The following is a 20,871-nucleotide window of genomic DNA, read 5'->3' as shown; positions in this document are numbered from 1 at the left end:
CTGTTTGCTGCCCTTTCTTCGTTGAGGTTCGCAACTGCCCGGTCGGCAAGCAAGGGTGCGCGAAAACATCTCAGAATACCGGCGCCCTTCGGCACAAAGGTACTGGAAAGCCGGAGGAGGCGGTTTCCGTGGCGGAGGCATCGCTAGCGGATTTCATGGTAGCGGTGGTTTCCAAGGAGGTGGATTTCGTGGTGGTGAATTGCGCGGCCGTGGTTTTCGTGATCGCGGCTTCGGGCGACGTTTCGGCTTCTACCCGTACGACGACTATGACGACTACGCTTGCGACTATCCGTACGGCTATTATCCGTATGTCTCCAGCGATTCATACGCTGACAACGGCAGTTGCTATGTGGTCCAGCCGCGCGTGCACACTAAGCAAGGCTGGCCCCTGCAACCCCGTCAGATGTGCAGTTGATGGACTATCGTAGATCGGTGTTGATCGCGATCCGGAACGGTCAGCTGACAGGTTGAGGATCGGTGACCGCGAGATAACCTCGGCGCGAGAGAGTGCTGAGGTTATCTCTACTGGATGCTGTACTCGTGACGGCACTGCACATCAAATACGTCCCCGAGGCCTCGGCCACTCGAAGTCGAGGCGCTTGGCTAACCGGTAGCGCGGCGGAACCATCCGAGCCGGATACCTTAGAGTGGAGGCTCCCTCATGAGTAACGAGCGGGATAGCCACCGTACCGCCGTCGCTCCGTTGTGGTGATAATCGCAATACTCGCAGCATTCGTCACCACGCTTGAGCGGATCGACACAAGGACGGCTAGCAACGAGACCCCGCCCGATGCGACAGGCCTCGCCAAGCCGCGCCCGCCACTGGACGGTGCATCAGGCCAGCCGGTGTTAGGCAACTGAGTGGCCACATATCCTGCCGGCCGGCGTACCCGCATGCCTCTTGGACCGGCACCGGACGACGTCGTGCAAAGCTCTGAATCGGGTTGTCGTTCTTGACCATTAGAGAACAGTATTGGCGCGAAGCGGAATACCGATGAAGGCGCAAGTGAGCGGCGCAGACGCCGCTTGACGCGATGCCATTACCGACGCAGCCCTCGAACGGTTAAATATCCGGGCACTCGTTCCCTGACACTTGTCTATGGTGTTCCAGTCGTCTGTCGCTGCGTACCATCTGTACCATAGGCGACATCTGCGACCTGCCATCCTCCCCCGAGGGCGCGATAAAGATTGACGAGATAATCGCTGTCGGCAAGATCATTCTCGCTCTGCAGCAACTGGGCTTGTGCCGTGATGACATTCAGGAAATCGATTGCACCCTCCGAGTAACGTTGCCTGGCGGCTTGCAGAGCGGCCTGATTTTCAGTGACGGACCGGGCGACGTGACCCCGCCGGAGTTGCGCTTCGCGATAGGCGGTGATGGCGTCGTCGACCTCCTTCCAGGCCCGCAAGATGGTTTTCTGAAAGACGATGGCTGCCTCCCGCTCTCGCGATTCGCGCAGCGCCAGGGTGCCGCGCAACCGCCCCCCTTCGAAGATCGGAATGGAAACGGACGGCCCTAGAGCAAATGCGGTCGACGTCGGGGAGAACAGATTGGTCAGGTGCAAGCTTTCCACGCCGACGGCACCGTTCAATGTCACGTCAGGATAAAAGCTCGCCACCGCGACGCCGGTCTGCGCCGTGGCTTCATGCAGCCGCGCCTCAGCCTCGCGCACGTCCGGCCGGCGGCGCACCAGCGTTCCAGGCAGGCCCACCGGAACCTTGCGCGGCACGCGCGGCAGTATTTGAGAGCGGCGCAACTCGGCCTCGAGCGCGCGTGGAGCATAGCCCAGCAGCAGTCCTATAACGTTAATGAACTCCGCCTCCTGGGCGCGCAGTGGCGGCAGGGTTGCGGCGATGGTGGCCTGTTGAGCCCGGGCTTGCGCAAGGTCGAGCGTTGTCGCGACCCCGTCGCCGAAACGCTTGTTCACCAGTTCCACATTCTCTTCGGCAAGGCGAAGATTGCGTTTCGCGATCCCAAGACGGTTCTGGGTGCCGCGCAATTGCATGTAGCCTTGCGCCAGTTCGGCGACCGCCGCCAGCGCGACGCCGTGCCGGTTCTCCACAGCCGCCAGGGTGGCGGCATCGGCGGCTTCCACCGCCCGCCGAACGCGACCGAACAGGTCCAGCTGCCATGATGACGTCAAGCCATCCCGGAACAGCGGATACTCCAACGGCGCGCCGGGCCTAGGGACGAGCAAGGAGAGCGTGCCGTTCGGGCTCTGGCGATTATAGGTACTTGATGATTGTCCGTCGATCTGCGGCAGTCCCTGAGAGGCTGCGACCCGGCGCTGCGCCATGCTCTGGATCACGCGTTCCGCCGCCGTCTCGAGATCCAGGTTCTGCGCCACCAGCCTGTCAACCAGCGAGGACAGCTGAATATCCCGGAAGCTTTGCCACCAAGCTATGTCGACCGCGCTCTCGACTGTCCGGCTCGGCACGTTTTTGTTATCTAACGCCGATCTCCTGGGTGCTTCTCTTATCTCGGGGCTCTGGAAGTCCGGCCCAACGGTACAGCCGGTCAGACCGATGCCTAACATCGGGCCGGAGAGGTACGCCGCAAGACGTAAGGCACGCACCAGTTAACGCCCGGTCACGCGATCGGTTGATCTGCGCTGTTCGTACACGACGTCCTCCAGTCCTGTATGAATGGTGGTCTCGACCGATAGGCCCACGCGCAGGAGCTTAGCCAAAGGTTGCCCGGGCGTCACGACGATCTTGATCGGCAGCCGTTGCACGATCTTGGTAAAATTACCGGTGGCGTTGTTGGGCGCAATCGGAGCAAAGGTGGCGCCGGAAGCGGGCGGCACGCTATCCACCGTCCCATCGAGGTCGATGTCGTAGGCGTCCAGATGGATGGTTACCGGCTGGCCGCTGCGGACGTGCAGCAGATCCACTTCAAGATAGTTCGCTTCGATATAGACCTGCTCGAGCGGCACAATGGTCATCAGCGTCGTGCCTGGGCCGACGTAGTTGCCGACCTGCACGGACCGTTCGCCCACCATGCCATTGATCGGTGCCCTGATCTGCGTATAGGACAGATTAAGTTTGGCCTGCTCAAGTTGAGCCTCATCAGCCTTGACCACTGACTCAGCCGCAGACCTCTGCGCCTTGAGCACGTCCACTTGCCGGCGAGCCGCATCGAGCGAAGCCTCGGCGCTATCCAACGAGGCTTGACCCTGCTGAAGTGTGCTGTCGGCCTCCTGGTGCTCCCGCACGGTGCCGGCTCCTGTTGTGGCGAGGTTGCCGTAGCGGCGCGCGTCTGCCTGCGCGAAAGCAAACCTCGCGCGTGCCGATGCAACGGCGGCTTGTTGCTCTTCTATGATCGACGGCTGGCGCGATACGGTCGCGGATATCTCATCCAATTTCGATCTGGCGCGTGCCACCGCCGCTTCTGCGGAAGCCAGGGCAGTCTCATTGTCGCGCCGGTCGAGAGTCGCGAGCACTTGTCCGATCTTGACGACGTCGTTGTCGTCAACCGCCACCGAGGCGATCTGTCCGGAGATGCGCGGCGCGATCGTGGCGTAATGGACCATCACGTAAGCATCGGCGGTCCGTACGTCCGGGCGTGGCCGGAAGATGATGTACAGCACCACCGCGGCGAAGATCGCCACGACGAGTCCGACCAGAACGAAGGGCCAGCGCGGCAGAGGTACGGGAAGCTTATCTGGTTCTTCGTCCGTGCGGTTCGCCGACTCGCCGTCCTTCTGAGATGAATCGTCGTTCTTGCGCTGCAGGGCCAGGTCTGGCTTTTCGCTCCGCTCCAGTTCTGCGGGTCGGGTCTCGAGTTCGGCTACATCCTCTGCCATGCGGGTTCCTATGGCTTTGCAAAGAGGATACGTGGCGGGACGGTGCGGACCGGCAACGTCATCACCACGACCATCAAGAACACGGTCATGCCTCCGAGGATCAGAAAGGTGTCGCTCGTCGATAAAATCGCTGCCTGCTGCTCCACGGCGTGGCGGAAGGCTTCCAGGCTGTTCGGCATGCGGGGCTGACCGGCTGGCGTCAACGGTGGCGGATACTGGGGCAGCACGCCGTTGCTCTGGAGCACCCGCCAGCGATCCTGGCCCGCCTGATCGATGATGCGGTCCGAATGCAGCGCGTTGCGCCAGCGATCGATCAACGCCACGAACCAGGCACTTGCTGCCTCTGCGACGGCGCGCGATGTGTTGACCAGCGCAGCCGCGAAAGGACCTTCTGCCGGGCCGGCAACGCTATTGGTGGTCATCATGAGCAACGGCATGATCACCATCGGCTGTCCGACCGCCTGGAGCAGCTGCCATAGATAGAATTGATCCCGGTTCCAATAAACCGTGAGAAAGGACGAACCGATGCAGGATGCGAGGATCAATCCCAGCCCGACCATGCTGACGACGCGCGAATCGACCCGCTTGTAATCCAGCAGCAGCGCCATCGCGGGCAACATCAACAGTTGTGACGCCGCGATCTCCAGTGTGATCAGGTTGGATTGCAGCGGTCTGTAACCCTGGATTTCCTGCAGGTATCGCAAGGGCACGGTCGACCCGGATTGACTGATCAGCAGAAAAGTGAACAAGCCAAGGGCACCATAGGCGATGTTGCGACGACCGAGCATCTGCAGCTTCAGAAACGGCAAAGGGTGGAACCACTCGTTGACCAGGAATAGCGGGATGGCGACGGCGCTCACCAGTGCCAGCACACAGATCAGGCTCGAGTTGAACCAGTCGAGCCGGTCACCCTGATACAGCATGGTGCTTAGGGCGCCGGACCCGATCACCAGAAGCAGCGCGCCGCGCCAGTCCAGCATCCGAAACCGTTCGTATTTCGGCTGATCCTGGTGCAGGCAGTACCAGACGAGGACGCCGGCCAACGAACAGAGTGGGATCGTCTGGAGGAATACGAAACGCCAGTCCACGATATCGGTCCAGAGCGCGGCCACCGTGGAGGCCAGCGCGGGCGTGAAGGTCGCGGTCAAGGCGTAGACGGCCAGGCCGTAGAGCCGGATGTCCGGCGTGAGAACGCGAAACGCCGTGGTCATCAGCAGAGGAACGATCATGCCTCCCGCGAGCCCCTGCAGCAGCCGCAGAGTGTAGATCGCCTCGATGTTCGGGCTGAACGGGATAAGCACGCTTGAGGCTCCGCAGAGCGCGATCGCCAAAAGCGTCCAGCGCCTTAACGTGAAAGTCACCAGCAGCCACGGCGAGGTCGCCATGCCGATGATCTCGGCCGACACATACAGGCTTTCGATCCAGGTTCCGGCATCGTGGCTGATCCCGAGTGCGCCGCGGACGTCGCTCAGCGCGATAGATGTAACCTGGTCGTTAAATTCGGACGTTATCGCAGCGATGAGAACGCCACAAAGGCCAAATAACGGCTTGATATCCATGGGCTAAGACAACTCTTTTTCAATCAGTCGTGATTGCAAGCATCTTGCCGTCCATTCGGCCGGTCGAAGGTATTGATGATCGGTAGCGCGATAGCGACGGTTGAACCGTACGTCGCCGATCATGCGGATCAACAATAGCGATGACGAAGACGTAAGAACATTAAATCCCTTTTTAATCGATCCTTCCGGCGCGGCGTATCATGTTCCTTGTGGAAGGGCATCGCGGGCTTGCATAACAGGAGAAGCGAAATGACGCTGGCGGCCGAGAAGACATTCGCAGTCGAAGGAATCCGCGTTCCCGACAGTAGCCTCGCCCGCAAGATTACAGAACTCGTCCGTGATACCGAGTCCGCACTGCTTTTTCACCATTCGAGTCGCGTCTACTACTGGGGTGCACTTGCCGGAAAGCGTCGCTCGCTGAAGTTCGATCACGAACTTCTCTATGCGGGTGCGATGTTTCACGATATGGGTCTGACGCCTGCGCACTGCAGGGCCCATGAACGCTTCGAAGTCGACGGCGCAAACGCCGCCCGCGATTTCCTCCGCAGCCACGGGGTTGCGCAGCGCGACATCGATACAGTTTGGACCGCGATCGCTCTGCACGACGCCGGGCATCCCGCAGCACATGCAACCCGTCGTCGCCCTGGTGACGGCCGGAGTCGAGATGGATGTGCTGGGGCTCGCCTATGCCGACTACAGCGACGCTGAACGTGAAGCGGTCGTCCACGCGCATCCGCGCACCGAACACTTCAACGAAGACATCATTCAAGCGTTCTACGACGGCATCGAACACAACCCGAAACGACATTCGGTAATGTCAAGACCGACGTGCTGGCGGACAAGGATCCCGCTTTCAGGCGCGGCAATTTCTTCAGCGTGATTCGCGGATCGGCCTGGAAAGCCTCAGGTCCGCAAATTCGGCTCGACTGTTAAGAATGAAACCCAAAGGAGATTGAGATGGCCTCCAATTCCAACCGTGGCGTGGTTTACCTCAAACCCGGCCACGTCGAAGTTCAAAAGATCGACTTTCCAACCTTCCGCAATCCGGCGGGAAAGACCATCGATCACGGCGTCATACTCAAGGTCGTCACCACGAATATTTGCGGTTCCGACCAGCACATGGTCCGGGGTCGCACGACTGCGCCGGCCGGCATGGTGCTCGGACATGAGATTACCGGCGAAGTGATCGAGAAGGGTCGGGATGTCGAGTATCTTGAGATCGGCGATCTCGTGTCGGTCCCTTTCAATGTCGCATGCGGCCGCTGCCGGACTTGTCGAGAGGGTGACACAGGCGTCTGCCTTCACGTCAACTCCGATCGCGCCGGAGGCGCTTATGGATATGTCGATATGGGCGGATGGATCGGCGGGCAGGCCGACTATGTGATGGTGCCCTACGCTGATTTCAACCTGCTCAAGTTTCCGGACAAGGCGCGGGCAATGGAAAAAATCCGCGATCTGACCTGCCTGTCCGATATTTTGCCGACCGGATTCCACGGAGCGGTCACCGCCAAGGTAGGGGTCGGATCGACGGTCTATGTCGCCGGCGCTGGGCCGGTCGGCCTCGCGGCCGCAGCGTCCGCGCGCATCCTGGGCGCAGCAGCCGTGCTGATCGGAGACATGAACCACGAGCGGCTCGCCCACGCCAGGAAAGTCGGCTTCGAGCCGATCGACCTCACCAAGCATGATCGCCTGGGCGAACTCGTCGCCGACGTGCTCGGCGTTCCGGAGGTCGACTGCGCGATCGACTGCGTCGGCTTCGAAGCAAAGGCGCAAGGAGCAGACGGAAAGACCGTCGAAGCGCCTGCCGTCGTGCTCAACAGCCTGATGGAGGTCACCCGGGCAGCCGGCGCGATCGGCATTCCCGGCCTTTACGTGACGGACGATCCGGGCGCGCAAGAACAAGCCGCCAAGCACGGCAATCTCAGCCTGCGTCTCGGGCTTGGCTGGGCAAAGTCCCATGCCCTTCATACCGGCCAGACGCCGGTTCTGAAATACAATCGGCAGCTCATGCAGGCGATTCTTTGGGACAGGCTGCCCATCGCCGAGATCGTCAATGTCAAGGTGATCGGTCTTGAGCAGGCCCCGGACGGCTACAAGAACTTCGACGCCGGCGTCGCGAACAAGTTCGTCATCGATCCGCACGGACAACTCTCCAAGGCTGCCTGATACGCAAGGCTACCTAATATCCGTGCGATTACCTAGGGCAAGCTCGCGCCGCAAAACCAACGAATAGAAATCAGGTCGCTATGACAAAACTTGGAATTGGCGTTGGAATATTGGCGACCGTCTTCTGCTTGTCAGCCGGGGCACAAACCATCAACGTGATGGTCCTCAATCAAGCCGGAGCCCAGACCGTCTTGCAAGCAGCGAAAGAGAGCGCGCAACAGCGGAATGCGCCCTCAGCGATTGCGGTGGTTGATGCCTCCGGCGATCTGCTTGCTTTCCAGCGGATGGACGGCGTCCGCCCGGCAAGCGCGGACCTCGCCATAGCGAAGGCACGAACGGCTGCGCGGCTACAACGGCCGACGGCGGAGATCGAGGACAACATCAACCAGGGTCGAACGGCATTTGTCACCGCCGATATCATGGCACTGCGCGGCGGCATTCCGATACGCGTAAACGGCGAAGTCGTGGGCGCAATAGGTGTTGCTGGCTTGAGCAAGGAGACCGACACCGACATCGCGAACGCTGCGGCGGCGGTCCTGATACCCCAGCATATGTGATAGAGTTAGTGCGCGCGTGGAAGCGCCCCGCGGGCTTGAGCACATAGGCTGCGATAGATCGTCTCGTGTGAACCTGATAACTCTCGTCTTCAGGATGGGCTATTACGCGCGCAACCTAGGACTCAGTGTCTGCTTTCGCCGGCAGGGTGAACTGAAACGTGGTACCGTGCGGCACGTTTGCAATGGCCCACAGCCGGCCACCGTGGGCTTCGATGATCGAACGACAGATCGAGAGCCCCATACCTATGCCGCTGGCTTTGGTGGTGAAGAAGGCGTTGAACAGTCGATCGGCATTCTCAACGGAGATTCCGACGCCGCAATCCGTTACGCTTGTTAGCACTTGTTGTCTTTCATCCTGGCGGGATCGTATCACCAGTTCGCGGGGCCGATCTGTGACCGCTTGCATGGCTTCAATGCCATTCATCACCAGGTTGATAATCACCTGCTGCAGCTGAACCCGATCGGCCAGGATCATGGGCAGAGCGGATGCGAAATCCATGCGCAACGATACCTGGTGGCTGACCAGTTCACGCCGCACCAGAGCGATGGTGTCCCTGACGACATCATTGATATCGAGAGGCGCCTTCTCAGTGTCCGTCTTTTTCGCGAGCGCGCGCACGCGTCGGACCACCTCACTCGCCCGATTGCCGTCGTCAATTACCCATTCCACTGAGCGGCGCGCTTTGTTCAGGTCGGGAGTTCCACGGTCGAGCCAGCGCAGGCAGGCCTCCGCGTTGGCTAGGACGCCGGCGAGCGGCTGGTTTACTTCATGGGAGATCGAGGCGGCTAGCTCTCCCAGCGTCGTCACCCGCGTAACGTGAGAAAGTTCCGCTTGCGCTTCGCGGTATCGCCGCTCGCTCTCTCGCAGGTTCTGCTCGGCCTCTTTGCGCTCAGTCAAATCGAGCACGAAGGCGACGCCTTGGTCGCGAGGTCCGCCGAAGGTCGCCGCGCCGACTAGGACGGGCACGCGGCTGCCGTCGTTCCGTAGGTACTCCTTCTCGAAAGCTTTGCAGCTTCCCGTCGCCCGAAGCTCTGCCACGGATCTTTCGTCAGCGTCATGCCATTCGGTGGGCGTTAGCTCGGTCCAGCGCAGACGACCCGAAACGATATCGTCGCGGCTTCGTCCCACTATGTGGAGAAAGGCCTCGTTGGCCTCAATAATGCGACCGTCAAAGTCCCAAATTGAGATCCCGATGATGTTGGATTCGACCAGGCGCCGGACTTTCGCCTCACGCTCTTGAAGATCGCTGTACAGGCGGGTGTTCTCCAGCGAGATCGCCGCTTGCGCCGCCAACAGTTCTAGGATCGCGATTCGCTCTGGGGGAAACGCGTACGAGCTCAGCGTGTTTTCGAGGTAGAGCAGCGCCGTCAAGCGTCCTTGTTTCATCAGCGGCAGGCAGAGGATCGACTTGGCTAGTCGGCCGCGCAGATAATCGTCCTCGGAGAAAAGGTTGGGCTTGGAGGCATCATCGAGAATCACGCTTTCGCGCGTGCGGATGACATAGCGGACGAGAGATTCGGGACAAGTGACCCCGGTGATTAACTTTTGGCACAGCACGACTTCAATCTTATCGTCGGCGGCCTTTGCCTCTGCCTGAATCAAAGGGTCATCCTCTGCCGGCAGTATCAGAAGTCCGCGATCCGCGCCTGCATTCTCGAGCGCGATCGTCATCAGCCGCTCGATCAGCTTGGATAAGACGATCTCGCTGGACACGGCCTGAGAGGCTTTGACGACGGTCGCTACATCGAGTTGCTGGACCGACGAGCCAATGTTCGCTGTGGGACCGTGCGCCTCCGGAGCGGCCAAGCTCGGATGAAGCCGATCAAGTTGCCCCACCTTGCCATCGGCTCCCCAGTGGAGATAGCCGTAGCGGGCGTCCTGCAAATACAGGCGGGCAATCTTCTCAAAGCCGCGCCCTGCGTAGAAGCGGGAAGCGAGTTCATTGGCGAGCGCCTCGTTGTGAATAAAGCCGTTTGCGCGGGCCGAGCGGATGGCCTGTTCGTAGAGGCGTTCGGCATCGAGCTCCCGGCCTTCGATCCGCGCAATCTCGCCGCCGACCAGCGCGGCGCGGTTCTCGAAATTGTCCGGGCAATTCGCCGCCCAGAGCTGGAGTTGCTTGTGATGAGCAGCGACAGCGTCTAGGTGCTGCTGCCGCTCGCCGGCTGCCGCAGAATCACAGGACACGGCGTGAGTCAGCGCGCTGTAAAATTGATATTCCGCCGTTTCAAGCTGCGAGCCCAAGCTCCACAACAGCCGTTTGGCCCTGGACGAGGCCTCGAGGGCCGACGCGTAGTCGCCGGCAAAGAAACGCGCCTGCAGCTTGCGGATCCAGTAGAAACACTCGCCAAATACCAAAGCCGGATTTGCTGAAAAGCGGCCCTCGATCCGAGCCTCATCGAACTGCTCTTCGTCGAAGCAGCCGAATGCCGGCGTCAAGCCGCGCAACGTCCGGATCAGCCCGATCTGCGAGGTGATCATGTCAATAACAAGTCCGAACCGCATCCTCTGCGCGAACATGAGGCCATGCTCGGCTTCGCGTTCAGCCTCGGCAAGCGGATCACCCGCCGCGAGAAGATTCGTGTTCAACTGGTTGCCGCAGTAGGCGGCGTAATTGAGATCCCCAACCTTGTTTGCCGCCTCAAACGCGCGCCGCACCAGATCGCGGCCAACCCGGACATGTCTCGTCCAGGGCAGAACGCTACCACCAAAGTCCATGTAGGTCCTGGCCTGGAAACGCGTCAGTCCGCGTTCTTCGACTAGGTCATAGCCGAGCTGACCAAAGCGATATACGGCAGTCCGATAGTCGCCGAAGTGCGGTCCGGCGAGCATGGACAGCCATTCATAGGCGCTGCACGAAGCGTCGCAGTTGCCGCGCTCGAGGCTGAGATTGACTGCTCGGCAGGTGATCAAAGAAAGCAGGTTCGCATCCGTATAGAATGCAGGTGGCACGATCTTGGCCAGGACGTCCAGCGTCGCGAGGGATGCCGGGTCGCTCATCAAAGGCAGCTCGATCAGAGACTCGATCGTGCGGCTCCCGAGTTGCGACCAGATCCGCTCGTATTCGCGACGTGCTTCCTCTTCCGTCGGATGCGGCGACCAGTCGATACCCAGATGCTGGAGGTAGTCGAGCCCTACGGCGATGGCGCGGCCGCTCTGATCTAGAGCGGTGTACAGGTCTGCGCGCAAGCACGCCACCGTACCTCGTTCCACCGTATTTGCGGCGCGGCTTGACAGCACCGCCAGGCGCTGCTCCGCCTCCGCCAGCGCGCCAGTGAGGAACTCGCATTCGCCCCGGTGCAGCGCCAGCGCAAAGGTGAGCTCGTGCCGACGCTCCCACGAGTCCTCCAGCAAGAGGGCCTCACCTAAAGTCAAATAGGTGAGCGCCGAGGCGTAGGCGGTAGTGGCCTTGGCGCGCCGGCCCGCGAGCAGATTGAGCTCGGCCAACTGCTCACGCTCGTCGCGTGACGTGATCAAGACGGCGCCACGGTTGAGCTGATTGACGATTTCGAAGATGATTTCCTCGCGTTTTTCCGCAGGGGTATGCGCGACGAGCAGCCTTCCGATGCGGAGGTGCGCATCGGCACGCAATCGTTGCGATATGAGTGAATACGCGGCCTCCTGGACACGGTCGTGGATGAACTTGTACGAGCCCTCCATGAGTTCGACCAGCTCCAGACGAACGGCGTCCCAGAGGTCTGAACGGGTGTCGTCCTCCGATTTTCCGAGGACGACCGAAAGCATCGTGATCTTGGCGACGTTTCCGAGGCAGGCAAGCTGCTGCAACGCAGCCTGGGTCGCGACGGGCAGGCGGGTCAATCTCCCGACCATGAGATCGACCACATTGTCGGTGTACCCTTTGGCGTGAAGGCGATCGAGTTCCCAGCGCCAGCCCGCGGCGTCATGATCGAAGCGGAGCAACCCCTCTTCGGCAAGCGCAGAAATGAACTGAATGGCGAAAAACGGATTGCCGCTCGTCTTCTCGTGCACCAGTCGCGCCAGCGGGGCGGCATCGCCCGGCGCGCAGCTCAGCGTATCCGCAATGAGCCGCCCCAGGTCTTCTCGGGCCAGCGGCGCAAGACTGATCTCCTGCACCAATGCTCCCGCCTTGCGGATGGCGTCGAGCTTACGCATCAGTGGATGGGCGGAATCGACTTCGTTGTCCCGATAGGCTCCGATTACCAGCAACCGCTGCACGTCCGCCTGGGTCAACAAGTCGGCGAGCATGTCGAGCGTCGCCGCGTCGAGCCATTGCAGATCGTCGAGAAAGAGCGCTAGCGGATGTTCGGGCCGCGCAAAGACGCCGAGAAACCGCCGGAACACCAACTGGAGACGCCCTTGTGCCTGCTGCGGCGGAAGATCCGGGACCGGCGGCTGCTCTCCGATGAGGAGCTTTAATTCGGGAACAATGTCGATCATGAGCTGCCCGTTCGGGCCAAGCGCCTCGCCGAGCGCGCAGCGCCAGCCGGCCAGCTCGGCGTCGCTCTTGCCCAGAAGTGCGCGGATCAGGCCCTGCAACGCTTGCGCCAGCGTCGCATAAGGGATGTCGCGCTTGTATTGATCGAACTTGCCGGAGGCGAAAAGGCCGCGCGCCGGCACCAGTGCTTTGTGCAGCTCATGGACGACGGCTGACTTGCCGATGCCGGAATATCCTGAGACCAGAGCCAGCTCCGGCCGGCCGCTGGTGACGACGCGGTCGAAGGCGGCGAGCAGGGTTTCGATCTCGCGCTCGCGCCCGTACAGTTTCTCGGGAATCAAGAGCCGGTCGGGCGTGTCCTGTTGGCCGAGCGGGAAGGCATCGATCCGATGCTGAGCCTCCCATGCGGCAAGGCAGCGCCCTAGGTCGCGCTCCAGGCCGGCCGCGGTCTGGTAGCGCTCCTCGGCGCTCTTGGCGAGCAGCTTCAGGACGAGATCGGAGAGCGCGGCCGGGACAGTCGCCAGCCGCTCCCTTGGTGGCACCGGCTTTCTGGCTATGTGGCAGTGGACCCACTCCATGGGTTCGGCCGCGGTAAACGGCAGTGAGCCGGTGAGCAACTGGTAGAACGTAACGCCAAGGGCGTAGAGGTCGCTGCGGGCGTCGATCGAGCGGTTCATGCGTCCGGTCTGTTCGGGCGCCATATAGGCGAGCGTGCCCGCGATTGACTCGGGCGGCGCGGGCGCCTGCCGCTCGCGCGGCAGACGCGAAGCGATACCGAAACCGGTGAGCTTGACCTCTCCGGTCATGGGGTTCACCAGGATATTGGCCGGCTTGATGTCCTTGTGGACGAGACCGCACCGGTGGACTTGTGTGAGGTCCGCGGCGACCGCGATGGCGATGCGCAGAAAGCTCCGCACCTCTGCGGGCATCCCGAGCAACCGGTCCAGCGGCTCGCTGCAGGTGTCCTCGAGCAGCAGCATGATCCGACCGCGTTCGCGGACGAGCTCGAGCGGTCGCACCGCCCACGTCCCATCCAGTTCGTCCTTCAGTTCGTATTCGCGCGCGAGGCGATCGAGGGTGGCAGGTATCGGATGCTCCGCGGCGGGCAGCACGGCCAGCACGGCAGCCCGACCGTCGGCGTGTCTTCTGCAGAAGACGCGTTCACCGTCCTCCCACAAGACCTTGAGGCTACTACCTTCACCAGCGCCGAACCAAGGGGATGGGTTCATCTGCGGGATCCGCCGTCAGGTCGGTGCTGCCATTGGACTGAGAAGGTCTCTCAGAGGGTGGCCAGAGAAGGTCTGAATAGGAGTTTACCACTCACGAGGCGGCATGACCATGTCAGTTACTGTGGAGGTTGCGGATGCCGACCGATGACAGGCATCGCGGCGGGCATAGACCGGGTGTCGGCAGCCCCAAGGAAGGAACCCGCGCGAGATGAGGCACCGAGGTGCTGCGCGGCTATGGCGACTTGGGTGTGCCCAGCTCCGTCAGCCCTGGAGACGGGTCGCCGCCCCCTCAGGATAGTCAGGCAAGCCTTGGGCAGTTCGCCAACGATGGGCAGTTCGCCAACGGCGAAGCAGCGGCCCGAGGTCCGGCGCTTGGATCTGATCTCGGTTCGCTTGCAAATCGAATAGCCGTAGCGTCGCGTCCAGCTGGACGCCGCCGCTTGCGCTAGGCCACCTCCAGCGTCCTGATGCGCCGGGCGAGGTAGGCGCGCTTTTCACGGCGCGCCGAGGTGACGTGGGGTTCCGCTAAGAGCGACCAGGAAGGCGGAGGTTCCGGGGAGGGTGAATCACCGTGATCGGGATCATTGCACTCGTTGCGATCATGCTGATCTGGTTGCTCGCCCGCTAACGGCTGCGATGGATCGAGCCGACGACCAACAGTATCCGTTTCGCCGGCGAGGAGATCACCGCGCTCGACAGGCAGCTTCGCAACACGCGGCGCGCCATGCAGATGGTCAACCTGGAGCCGCTCCCTGCTGCATCCAAAGATGACGCCCGAGCCGCGCGGGCGATTCAACGCGATCACCGCCGAAGTGAGGCTGCGAACCGGCCTTGTAGACCGCTATCCGCACGGGCTTTCCTTGGGCAACGGCAACGCGTCAACATTGCGTCCCATTGCCGCGCATCCGAGTCTCGTTGTCCTCGACGAACTGACCTCGGCTTTGGACGTCTCGCTACGTTCGCTCATCATGCTTCTTCTCGAGGCGCTTCAGAAAAGGCTGCGGCTCGCCTGCGAACAGCTGATCGCAACAGCCGATGCGCTTCGACGAGCCTTGCCACGCAATCTCGAGGGTCTAGATCTTGCCGAAGATTCTCCAAAGCTTCGTACTTCGTCAAACAGCGTCATGAATGCATCGCTTGCCTCAGGCCGCAGAAAGCCGCAATGCTACTCCAGGATCGCGTCAGCCGTAGACGCGCGGAATGCTTTCTAGTGCGCCGGCGAGGCCAATTAGCTCGCAGGAACTAGCGCGCCTGTTGCCCAAACAACAGAGAGTCACGTGAAACAGTGGCAACGAGGGCACCGCTCTGAGGCATATCGTTGAGATTCGTGGCAGGGGGCGCAAAGGGGCGATCAAGATCGGCGGTTCGCCGTTCGACAGCTTCGCGAAAGCCGAGGAGGCCTGCGACACGATGCTTGAGCATCTGAACACAGCTCCCTAACTGCGCCGGTCCGGTAGCCGCCAACCTCCTGATCGGCCGCAAAGGTCGCTGTCCAAATATTCAACAATGACATAGGGGGCCGTTTCGGGTCAGGAGCTGCAATGAGGTTGCAATCGCGTGGTTGTGATATGATCGAATGAACGGAGACGCCGCACTGCGGCCGACGCTTGTCGTGTCTCCGGATCGCGGGTTGGTGCAGCAACCCGGCCCCTTTGCTGTTTCCCGACCGGCGTGAGTCGGGCTTCAAGGGTACGTGCACGATTGCGCGAACCACCTTTACCCTTTCCACGAATTAACCTGTCCGACAGGCGATCGTAATGTCGGGTCCCTAGTACGTACTCTGAAAAGGCCATGTGGCCTCATTCCTAGGAGCTTCGATCATGACAAACGACAAACCTGGCCATCACCTTTACGCAAGGATCTTCTCGCGACGACGATTGGTCCTGCTCACTTCCGTCGCCGGCATTGCCGCGATCGTCGCACTGGGAGGTCCGACGGGCTATACCCATCTCTCGCTGCCGTGGATATCGAGCGCGCGAGCTGCGGATGCCCAGAGCCAACATTCAGCGGGCTTTGCCGATCTGGTCGCCAAGGTGAAGCCCGCGGTCATCTCAGTGCGAGTCGAGATGGATGAAATGTCAGACGCGTCGGATCTGAGTTCGGACGAGGAAGAAAATTCACCGTCAGGTTCCCCATTTGAGAAATTCTTTCAGCAACACGGTTCCGACGAAGCGCCAGAAGGCATGCCCCAGCGCCATGAGATGATTATCGGTGCCGGGTCGGGCTTCTTCATTTCACCCGACGGCTACGCCGTGACCAACAATCACGTGGTCGATCACGCCCGGTCTGTTCAGGTCACCACCGATGACGGCACGACTTATAAGGCCAAAGTCATCGGCACAGACCCCAAGACTGATCTCGCACTGATCAAAGTCGACGGAAAATCCAGCTTCGCTTACGTGAACTTTGAAGATCACGCGCCGCGCGTCGGCGATTGGGTCGTAGCCGTGGGCAATCCATTCGGTCTCGGCGGCACGGTCACCGCCGGCATCGTATCCGCACAGGGGCGCGACATCGGCTCCGGCCCGTACGACAACTACATTCAGATCGATGCGCCGATCAACAAGGGCAATTCCGGCGGTCCCGCATTCGACATCAATGGCAACGTCATAGGCGTCAATACCGCGATCTACTCGCCCTCTGGCGGCTCGATCGGCATTGGCTTTGATGTCCCTGCGCAGACAGCGAAGGCGGTTATTGCCGAGCTCAAGGACAAAGGTGTCGTGACGCGCGGATGGCTCGGCGTCCAGGTTCAGCCTGTAACCACGGGCATCGCCGACAGCCTCGGTATGAAGAAAGTCGAAGGCGCAATGGTCGACGAGCCGCAGAATGGAAGTCCAGCTGCAAAGGCTGGCGTCCACTCCGGCGATGTCGTCACCGCGCTCAACGGCACGCCGATCAAGGACTCCCGCGACCTTTCCCGCAAGGTGGCGGCATTGGCTCCCGGCAGTTCGGTCGAACTCGATATTCTCCGAAACGGAGAATCGAAGACGCTGACCGTCACGCTCGGTGAACTGCCCAACCGGAAACAAGCCGATGCCGGCAATCGGGAAACCCGGCCGGATAGCCGTTCGCCTCATATCGGGCTAAGGCTGGCGCCTGCAAATGAGGTGGCTGGTTCTGGCGGCAAGGGTGTTGTCGTCACGGGCGTCGATCCGGAAGGCTCCGCCGCGGAACACGGCTTCCAATCCGGCGATGTCATCGTTGATGTGGGCGGCAAAGCGGTCGGTGACGCGAGCGACGTGCGTAAGGCGCTGTCCGAGGCAAGGTCGCAGGGCAAGCATGCCGTGCTGATGCGGGTGAAGACAGCCGATACAATGAAGTTCGTTGCGCTGCCCATTGGATAAATGGGATTGGTGAGCGTTGCTGTTGCCGGCGCGTCGGAGGCGGCAACGAATGCTGATGACGTATTGCGGTCGGGTTAAAAGGGCGAATTTACCAGATCATCTGGCAGCCGAGGGGCTGCTGATGACGGTTCCGTTCCGCTCCACGACATCCGGCTACGCTGATTGGTATCCGGCAATCGGCGTCGAGGTAAATTCGGAGGCACCGGCTGGCGAAGGAAATGACGTCCCGATCAGTAGTATTCCGGTCGGCGCAGAAAGCGCTGGTGGAATGCAAAGAGTGCGAAGGCGACTTTCGCCGAAACGTTCGACACGGCGTAACTCTGGCGTAACTCTATTGTAATTCACCAGGATATTGCGTGCGCGAAGCTCATGAAGTTTTGTCAATCCGCCGACGCCATTATCGGCGCAACCTTGAGCTGCGTCTCGGTGCTGCGGACGTTTCCTTCGCCGGCACCCGCAGCCGATCGAGTCGCCGCCGGAATTGATGGTTCCTCACGCGATTCCCACCGACGAGCGTATCTGGTCCCGGTTGAGGAGAACGTGTGGTTTCGGCCGTCTGCTGGCCGCTTCGCGAGGTTACTGGATGAACCTGTTGCGCGTGCGCAAGTCGGGTGTGCTCTCGCGCAATCGTGATCCGCAGCCGGTCCATGCTTACGTGATCAAAGGAGAGCGGCGCGATCTCGAGCATGCGTGACCGCAACTTCACGAGCGGGAAAGTCGACCGGCGGCGCGCTTACTTGGAAGCAACACGTTGTTCAATGCGAGTGCACCGGCGTTTGCTGGGCCTCTGACTCCTTAAAATTCAATTTAATGGTATCGGCGGGTCGGTAACCTACATCGGCCTCACGCCTAATGCCGATGTTTCTGCTTTATGTTCTCCGCGCACCAGGAGGGCGCGCATTTGGTGCAACAGATCGAGAGCCAACTGCGTGGTAAGCCGCTGGCTGCCGCACACATACCGGGACTTCGGCTCACCTGGTTTCGCTCGGCAATTTCAGGACCGTTGAGAATCTCATGGGCGTTATTTGGCGGCAGATGGATGAAGCGATTTTACGCCAAGGCGATACTGAGCGAATTGCTCGCAATCCCGAACGGAAAATGAACCAGTTTGTTGTCGATGTGCCTTTGCGCGATGCCAGTCGTACTGGCGCGGACCACCCGCTCCAGCATGTCTCTCGGTCAAGTAGCGGGACTCAAATGCGCAGCTGGATCGCGATCCTTGCACACAAAGTGGGGGGTCTGTTCCATCACCCATGGACGCCTGCCGTTCTCGTCATCGCGGGAATCGTTGGGCTCGCAGCGTTACTGTTGGGCTTGCTGCAGGGGGTCGATCCGGCTGCGGTTAGACAGGCGATGGCGCAAACGCCATGGACGCACATTGCTCTTTCATACTTCTTCTCGGCAGTGAGCTATCTCACCCTGATAGGATATGAGGTCCACGCAGCGCGAGCGTCCGCTCCAGCCAAGCCTGTCCCATTTCGAACGCTCGCGCTTGGTGCTTTCACGAGCTATGCGATCGGACACACGCTAGGCCTTCCTATCGTGACCGCAAATGCTGTGCGTTGGCGCGTGTATAGCCCGGCGGGCTTGACGCTTGCCGACATCGGCAAACTCGCGGCCATCACCGGCCTGACCCTTTGGTTGGGCTTGGTGCTTGCTATTGGCGCGGGTCTCTTGCTTGAAGCTGACCCGGTAGCCACGTTGGATCGCCTTCCCGTCGCGGTCCACGTCGTCACGGGTGCGGCTCTGCTCGCGCTGCTTGCCGGATTTGTGCTGTGGTCCGGGCAAGGCAACCGTTCCATTGGCCGGGGAATCGCGCAGGTCCGCCTTCCCGGCGGACGCTCCACGCTCATTCAGATCGGGCTCGGGTTTCTTGATGTGTCGGCTGCCGCAGCCGCGCTGTGGATACTCCTTCCGGCAGATTCCGGGGTTCGCTTCCTCTCATTCTCCGCGCTTTTCGCGTGCGCAATCATCGGAGCCGTCCTGACCCATGCCCCCGCGGGCCTCGGGGCCTTCGAGGCCGCGATGCTCGTCACGCTTCCGAACACGCCGCAGGTCCAGGTCCTGTCAGCCCTGGTCCTCTGGCGCGTTACCTATTTTCTGACCCCCTTTGTCCTTGCCATTGCGTTGCTCTGCGGGCGCGAACTTCAGCGTCCTGGCTCGCGTCTCGCAAGCTGGATGTGGCGTGCACGGCTTTTCGCCCGGTCTCTCGCGCCTTCCATTCTCGCAGCGCTCACCTTCGCCGGTGGGATCGTTCTACTGGTTTCGGGAGCCACGCCGAGCGAAGGGACGCGAATCCACGCCCTGAAGCATCTCGTACCACTCCCTTTTGTAGAACTGTCGCATCTGACCGGGAGCGCCGCCGGCGTGTTACTGCTGATCATCGCCTGGGGGCTCAAGCGCAGGTTGGATAGCGCTTGGATTGCGGCTGTAACTGTCCTTGCCGCGGGCATTGTCCTGTCGCTCGCCAAGGGCTTTGATTGGGAAGAGGCCCTCGTGCTCGGGGCCGCGCTCAGTCTGCTCCTGATGCATCGTACGAGCTTTTACCGAAAGGGGGGCATTCTCGCGGAGCCGCTTTCGCCGGGTTGGCTGGCGGCCATTGCGATCGTGGTGGTGGGTTCGATCTGGCTCGGCTTCCTGGCTTACACAAACGTGGATTACAGCAACGAGCTCTGGTGGAGCTTCGCTTGGAAGGGCGATGCCTCGCGCTTTCTGCGCGCCAGCGTGGCCGCCGTCGTCGTGATGACAGCGATCGCTCTACACAAGCTGGTTAGCCACCGGCCGCAGCGCCGCAAGGCCAATCTCGTGAATTCTGAGGCACTTGCACCCGTCATCGCCAGCTCCGACCGCGCCGAGTCCAGTTTGGCATACCTGGGAGACAAGGAGTTTCTCACGCACGATGCCGGCGACGCCTTCCTCATGTACGGCGTCCGAGGCAAGAGCTGGATTGCCTTGGGGGATCCGGTCGGCAACCCCGATAGAACCCGCGATCTCCTGTGGCGGTTCATCGAGGTGGTCGACGCCCATGCCGGCAGGCCCGTGTTCTATCAGACGAGCCCCCGACTTCTGCCACTCTGTCTCGACGCTGGACTTTCGCTGGTGAAGCTTGGCGAGGAGGCCAAGGTCGACCTCTCGAGCTTCACGGTCGAGGGGGGTGCGGGCCGCGCGTGGAGGCAAACACTTAGTCGGGCCAAACGCGAAGATCTCGACTTTTCAATCATCCCGGCCGCCGAGCTCGGACCCTATCTGCCAGATCTCAAGGCGGTTTCGGACGCGTGGCTTACAAATAAGAGCGTTGGCGAGAAAGGCTTCTCCATCGGGTTCTGGTCCGATGCATATGTTTCGCGGTTCGACCACGCTGTAGTCCGGCAAGCGGGCGAGATCGTCGGATTCGCCACGATCTGGTACGGCCAGCCGGGTGGCGAGATCACCGTGGATTTGATGCGGCATCGTCCCTCCGCACATGGCGTGATGGACGTCCTGTTCATTAATCTCATGCTTGAGGGAAAGAAACGCGGGTATCGTTGGTTCAATCTCGGTATGGCCCCACTCTCGGGCCTGTCTGAACACCGTTTGGCGCCGAATTGGGGAAAGATCGCTGGTTTCGTGCTGCGCCATGGCGAGCGCGCTTATGGCTTCGCTGGCCTAAAGGCATACAAGGAGAAGTTCAGACCGGTCTGGGAACCGCGTTACCTGGCGTACCCGGGCAGCTGGGCTATGCCGCAGGTTCTTCTTGACGTGACCTCGCTGATCTCCCGCGGCACAGCAAAAACAGTTTGGAAGTAGGAACAT

General features: G+C 61.1%; 9 protein-coding genes and 1 pseudogene. 6 read left to right on the top strand and 4 right to left on the bottom strand.

Annotated elements, in window-relative coordinates; translation table 11 throughout:
* Nucleotides 1-1,097: 1,097 nt before the first annotated feature.
* From KIP88_RS20450 to KIP88_RS20440, 3 genes are read right to left on the bottom strand one after another with little or no spacing between them, the layout of a single operon-like run.
* Complete coding sequence (locus KIP88_RS20450) at nucleotides 1,098-2,576, bottom strand: efflux transporter outer membrane subunit (RefSeq protein WP_214489740.1); 1,479 nt, start codon at nucleotides 2,574-2,576, stop codon at nucleotides 1,098-1,100.
* A gap of 3 nt (nucleotides 2,577-2,579) precedes the next feature.
* Nucleotides 2,580-3,806, bottom strand: a complete 1,227-nt coding sequence (locus KIP88_RS20445; RefSeq protein ID WP_214489739.1) for an HlyD family secretion protein — start codon at nucleotides 3,804-3,806, stop codon at nucleotides 2,580-2,582.
* Nucleotides 3,807-3,814: 8 nt separating this feature from the next.
* Entirely contained in the window at nucleotides 3,815-5,365 is a 1,551-nt protein-coding gene (locus tag KIP88_RS20440) for an MFS transporter (RefSeq protein ID WP_214489738.1), read from the bottom strand.
* A gap of 249 nt (nucleotides 5,366-5,614) precedes the next feature.
* On the opposite strand from KIP88_RS20440, the pseudogene KIP88_RS20435 reads away from it, so the two are divergent.
* From KIP88_RS20435 to KIP88_RS20425, 3 genes and pseudogenes are all read left to right on the top strand, one after another.
* Nucleotides 5,615-6,298 (top strand): annotated as a pseudogene (locus tag KIP88_RS20435) (HD domain-containing protein).
* Between the two features lie 24 nt (nucleotides 6,299-6,322).
* Nucleotides 6,323-7,531 carry a formaldehyde dehydrogenase, glutathione-independent gene (fdhA, locus tag KIP88_RS20430; protein ID WP_214489737.1) on the top strand — a complete coding sequence of 403 codons (1,209 nt, stop codon included), beginning with the start codon at nucleotides 6,323-6,325 and terminating at the stop codon, nucleotides 7,529-7,531.
* Between the two features lie 110 nt (nucleotides 7,532-7,641).
* Nucleotides 7,642-8,088 carry a heme-binding protein gene (locus KIP88_RS20425; protein ID WP_214489736.1) on the top strand — a complete coding sequence of 149 codons (447 nt, stop codon included), beginning with the start codon at nucleotides 7,642-7,644 and terminating at the stop codon, nucleotides 8,086-8,088.
* A gap of 115 nt (nucleotides 8,089-8,203) precedes the next feature.
* On the opposite strand, the gene KIP88_RS20420 is transcribed toward KIP88_RS20425, so the two are convergent.
* Entirely contained in the window at nucleotides 8,204-13,732 is a 5,529-nt protein-coding gene (locus KIP88_RS20420) for a trifunctional serine/threonine-protein kinase/ATP-binding protein/sensor histidine kinase (protein ID WP_214489735.1), read from the bottom strand.
* A 767-nt stretch (nucleotides 13,733-14,499) separates the two neighbouring features.
* Here KIP88_RS20420 and KIP88_RS20415 point away from each other — a divergent pair.
* The 3 genes from KIP88_RS20415 to mprF all read left to right on the top strand — a co-directional run bounded on the left by KIP88_RS20415 (nucleotide 14,500) and on the right by mprF (nucleotide 20,865).
* Nucleotides 14,500-14,943, top strand: a complete 444-nt coding sequence (locus KIP88_RS20415; protein WP_214489734.1) for a hypothetical protein — start codon at nucleotides 14,500-14,502, stop codon at nucleotides 14,941-14,943.
* A 609-nt stretch (nucleotides 14,944-15,552) separates the two neighbouring features.
* On the top strand, nucleotides 15,553-17,079 hold the full coding sequence (locus KIP88_RS20410) for a Do family serine endopeptidase (protein WP_214489733.1): 1,527 nt from the start codon (nucleotides 15,553-15,555) through the stop codon (nucleotides 17,077-17,079).
* A gap of 1,014 nt (nucleotides 17,080-18,093) precedes the next feature.
* Nucleotides 18,094-20,865 (top strand): bifunctional lysylphosphatidylglycerol flippase/synthetase MprF, encoded by a 2,772-nt coding sequence (gene mprF / locus KIP88_RS20400; RefSeq protein WP_214489732.1) that lies wholly within the window; start codon nucleotides 18,094-18,096, stop codon nucleotides 20,863-20,865.
* The last annotated feature ends 6 nt before the right edge of the window (nucleotides 20,866-20,871 follow it).

Origin of the sequence: Bradyrhizobium sp. SRL28, assembly GCF_018596315.1 — a bacterium.
In the GTDB taxonomy this organism is placed as follows: Bacteria; Pseudomonadota; Alphaproteobacteria; order Rhizobiales; family Xanthobacteraceae; genus Bradyrhizobium.
The sequence above is the reverse complement of the archived record's forward strand: the minus strand, read 5'-3'. Positions and strand labels throughout refer to the sequence as shown.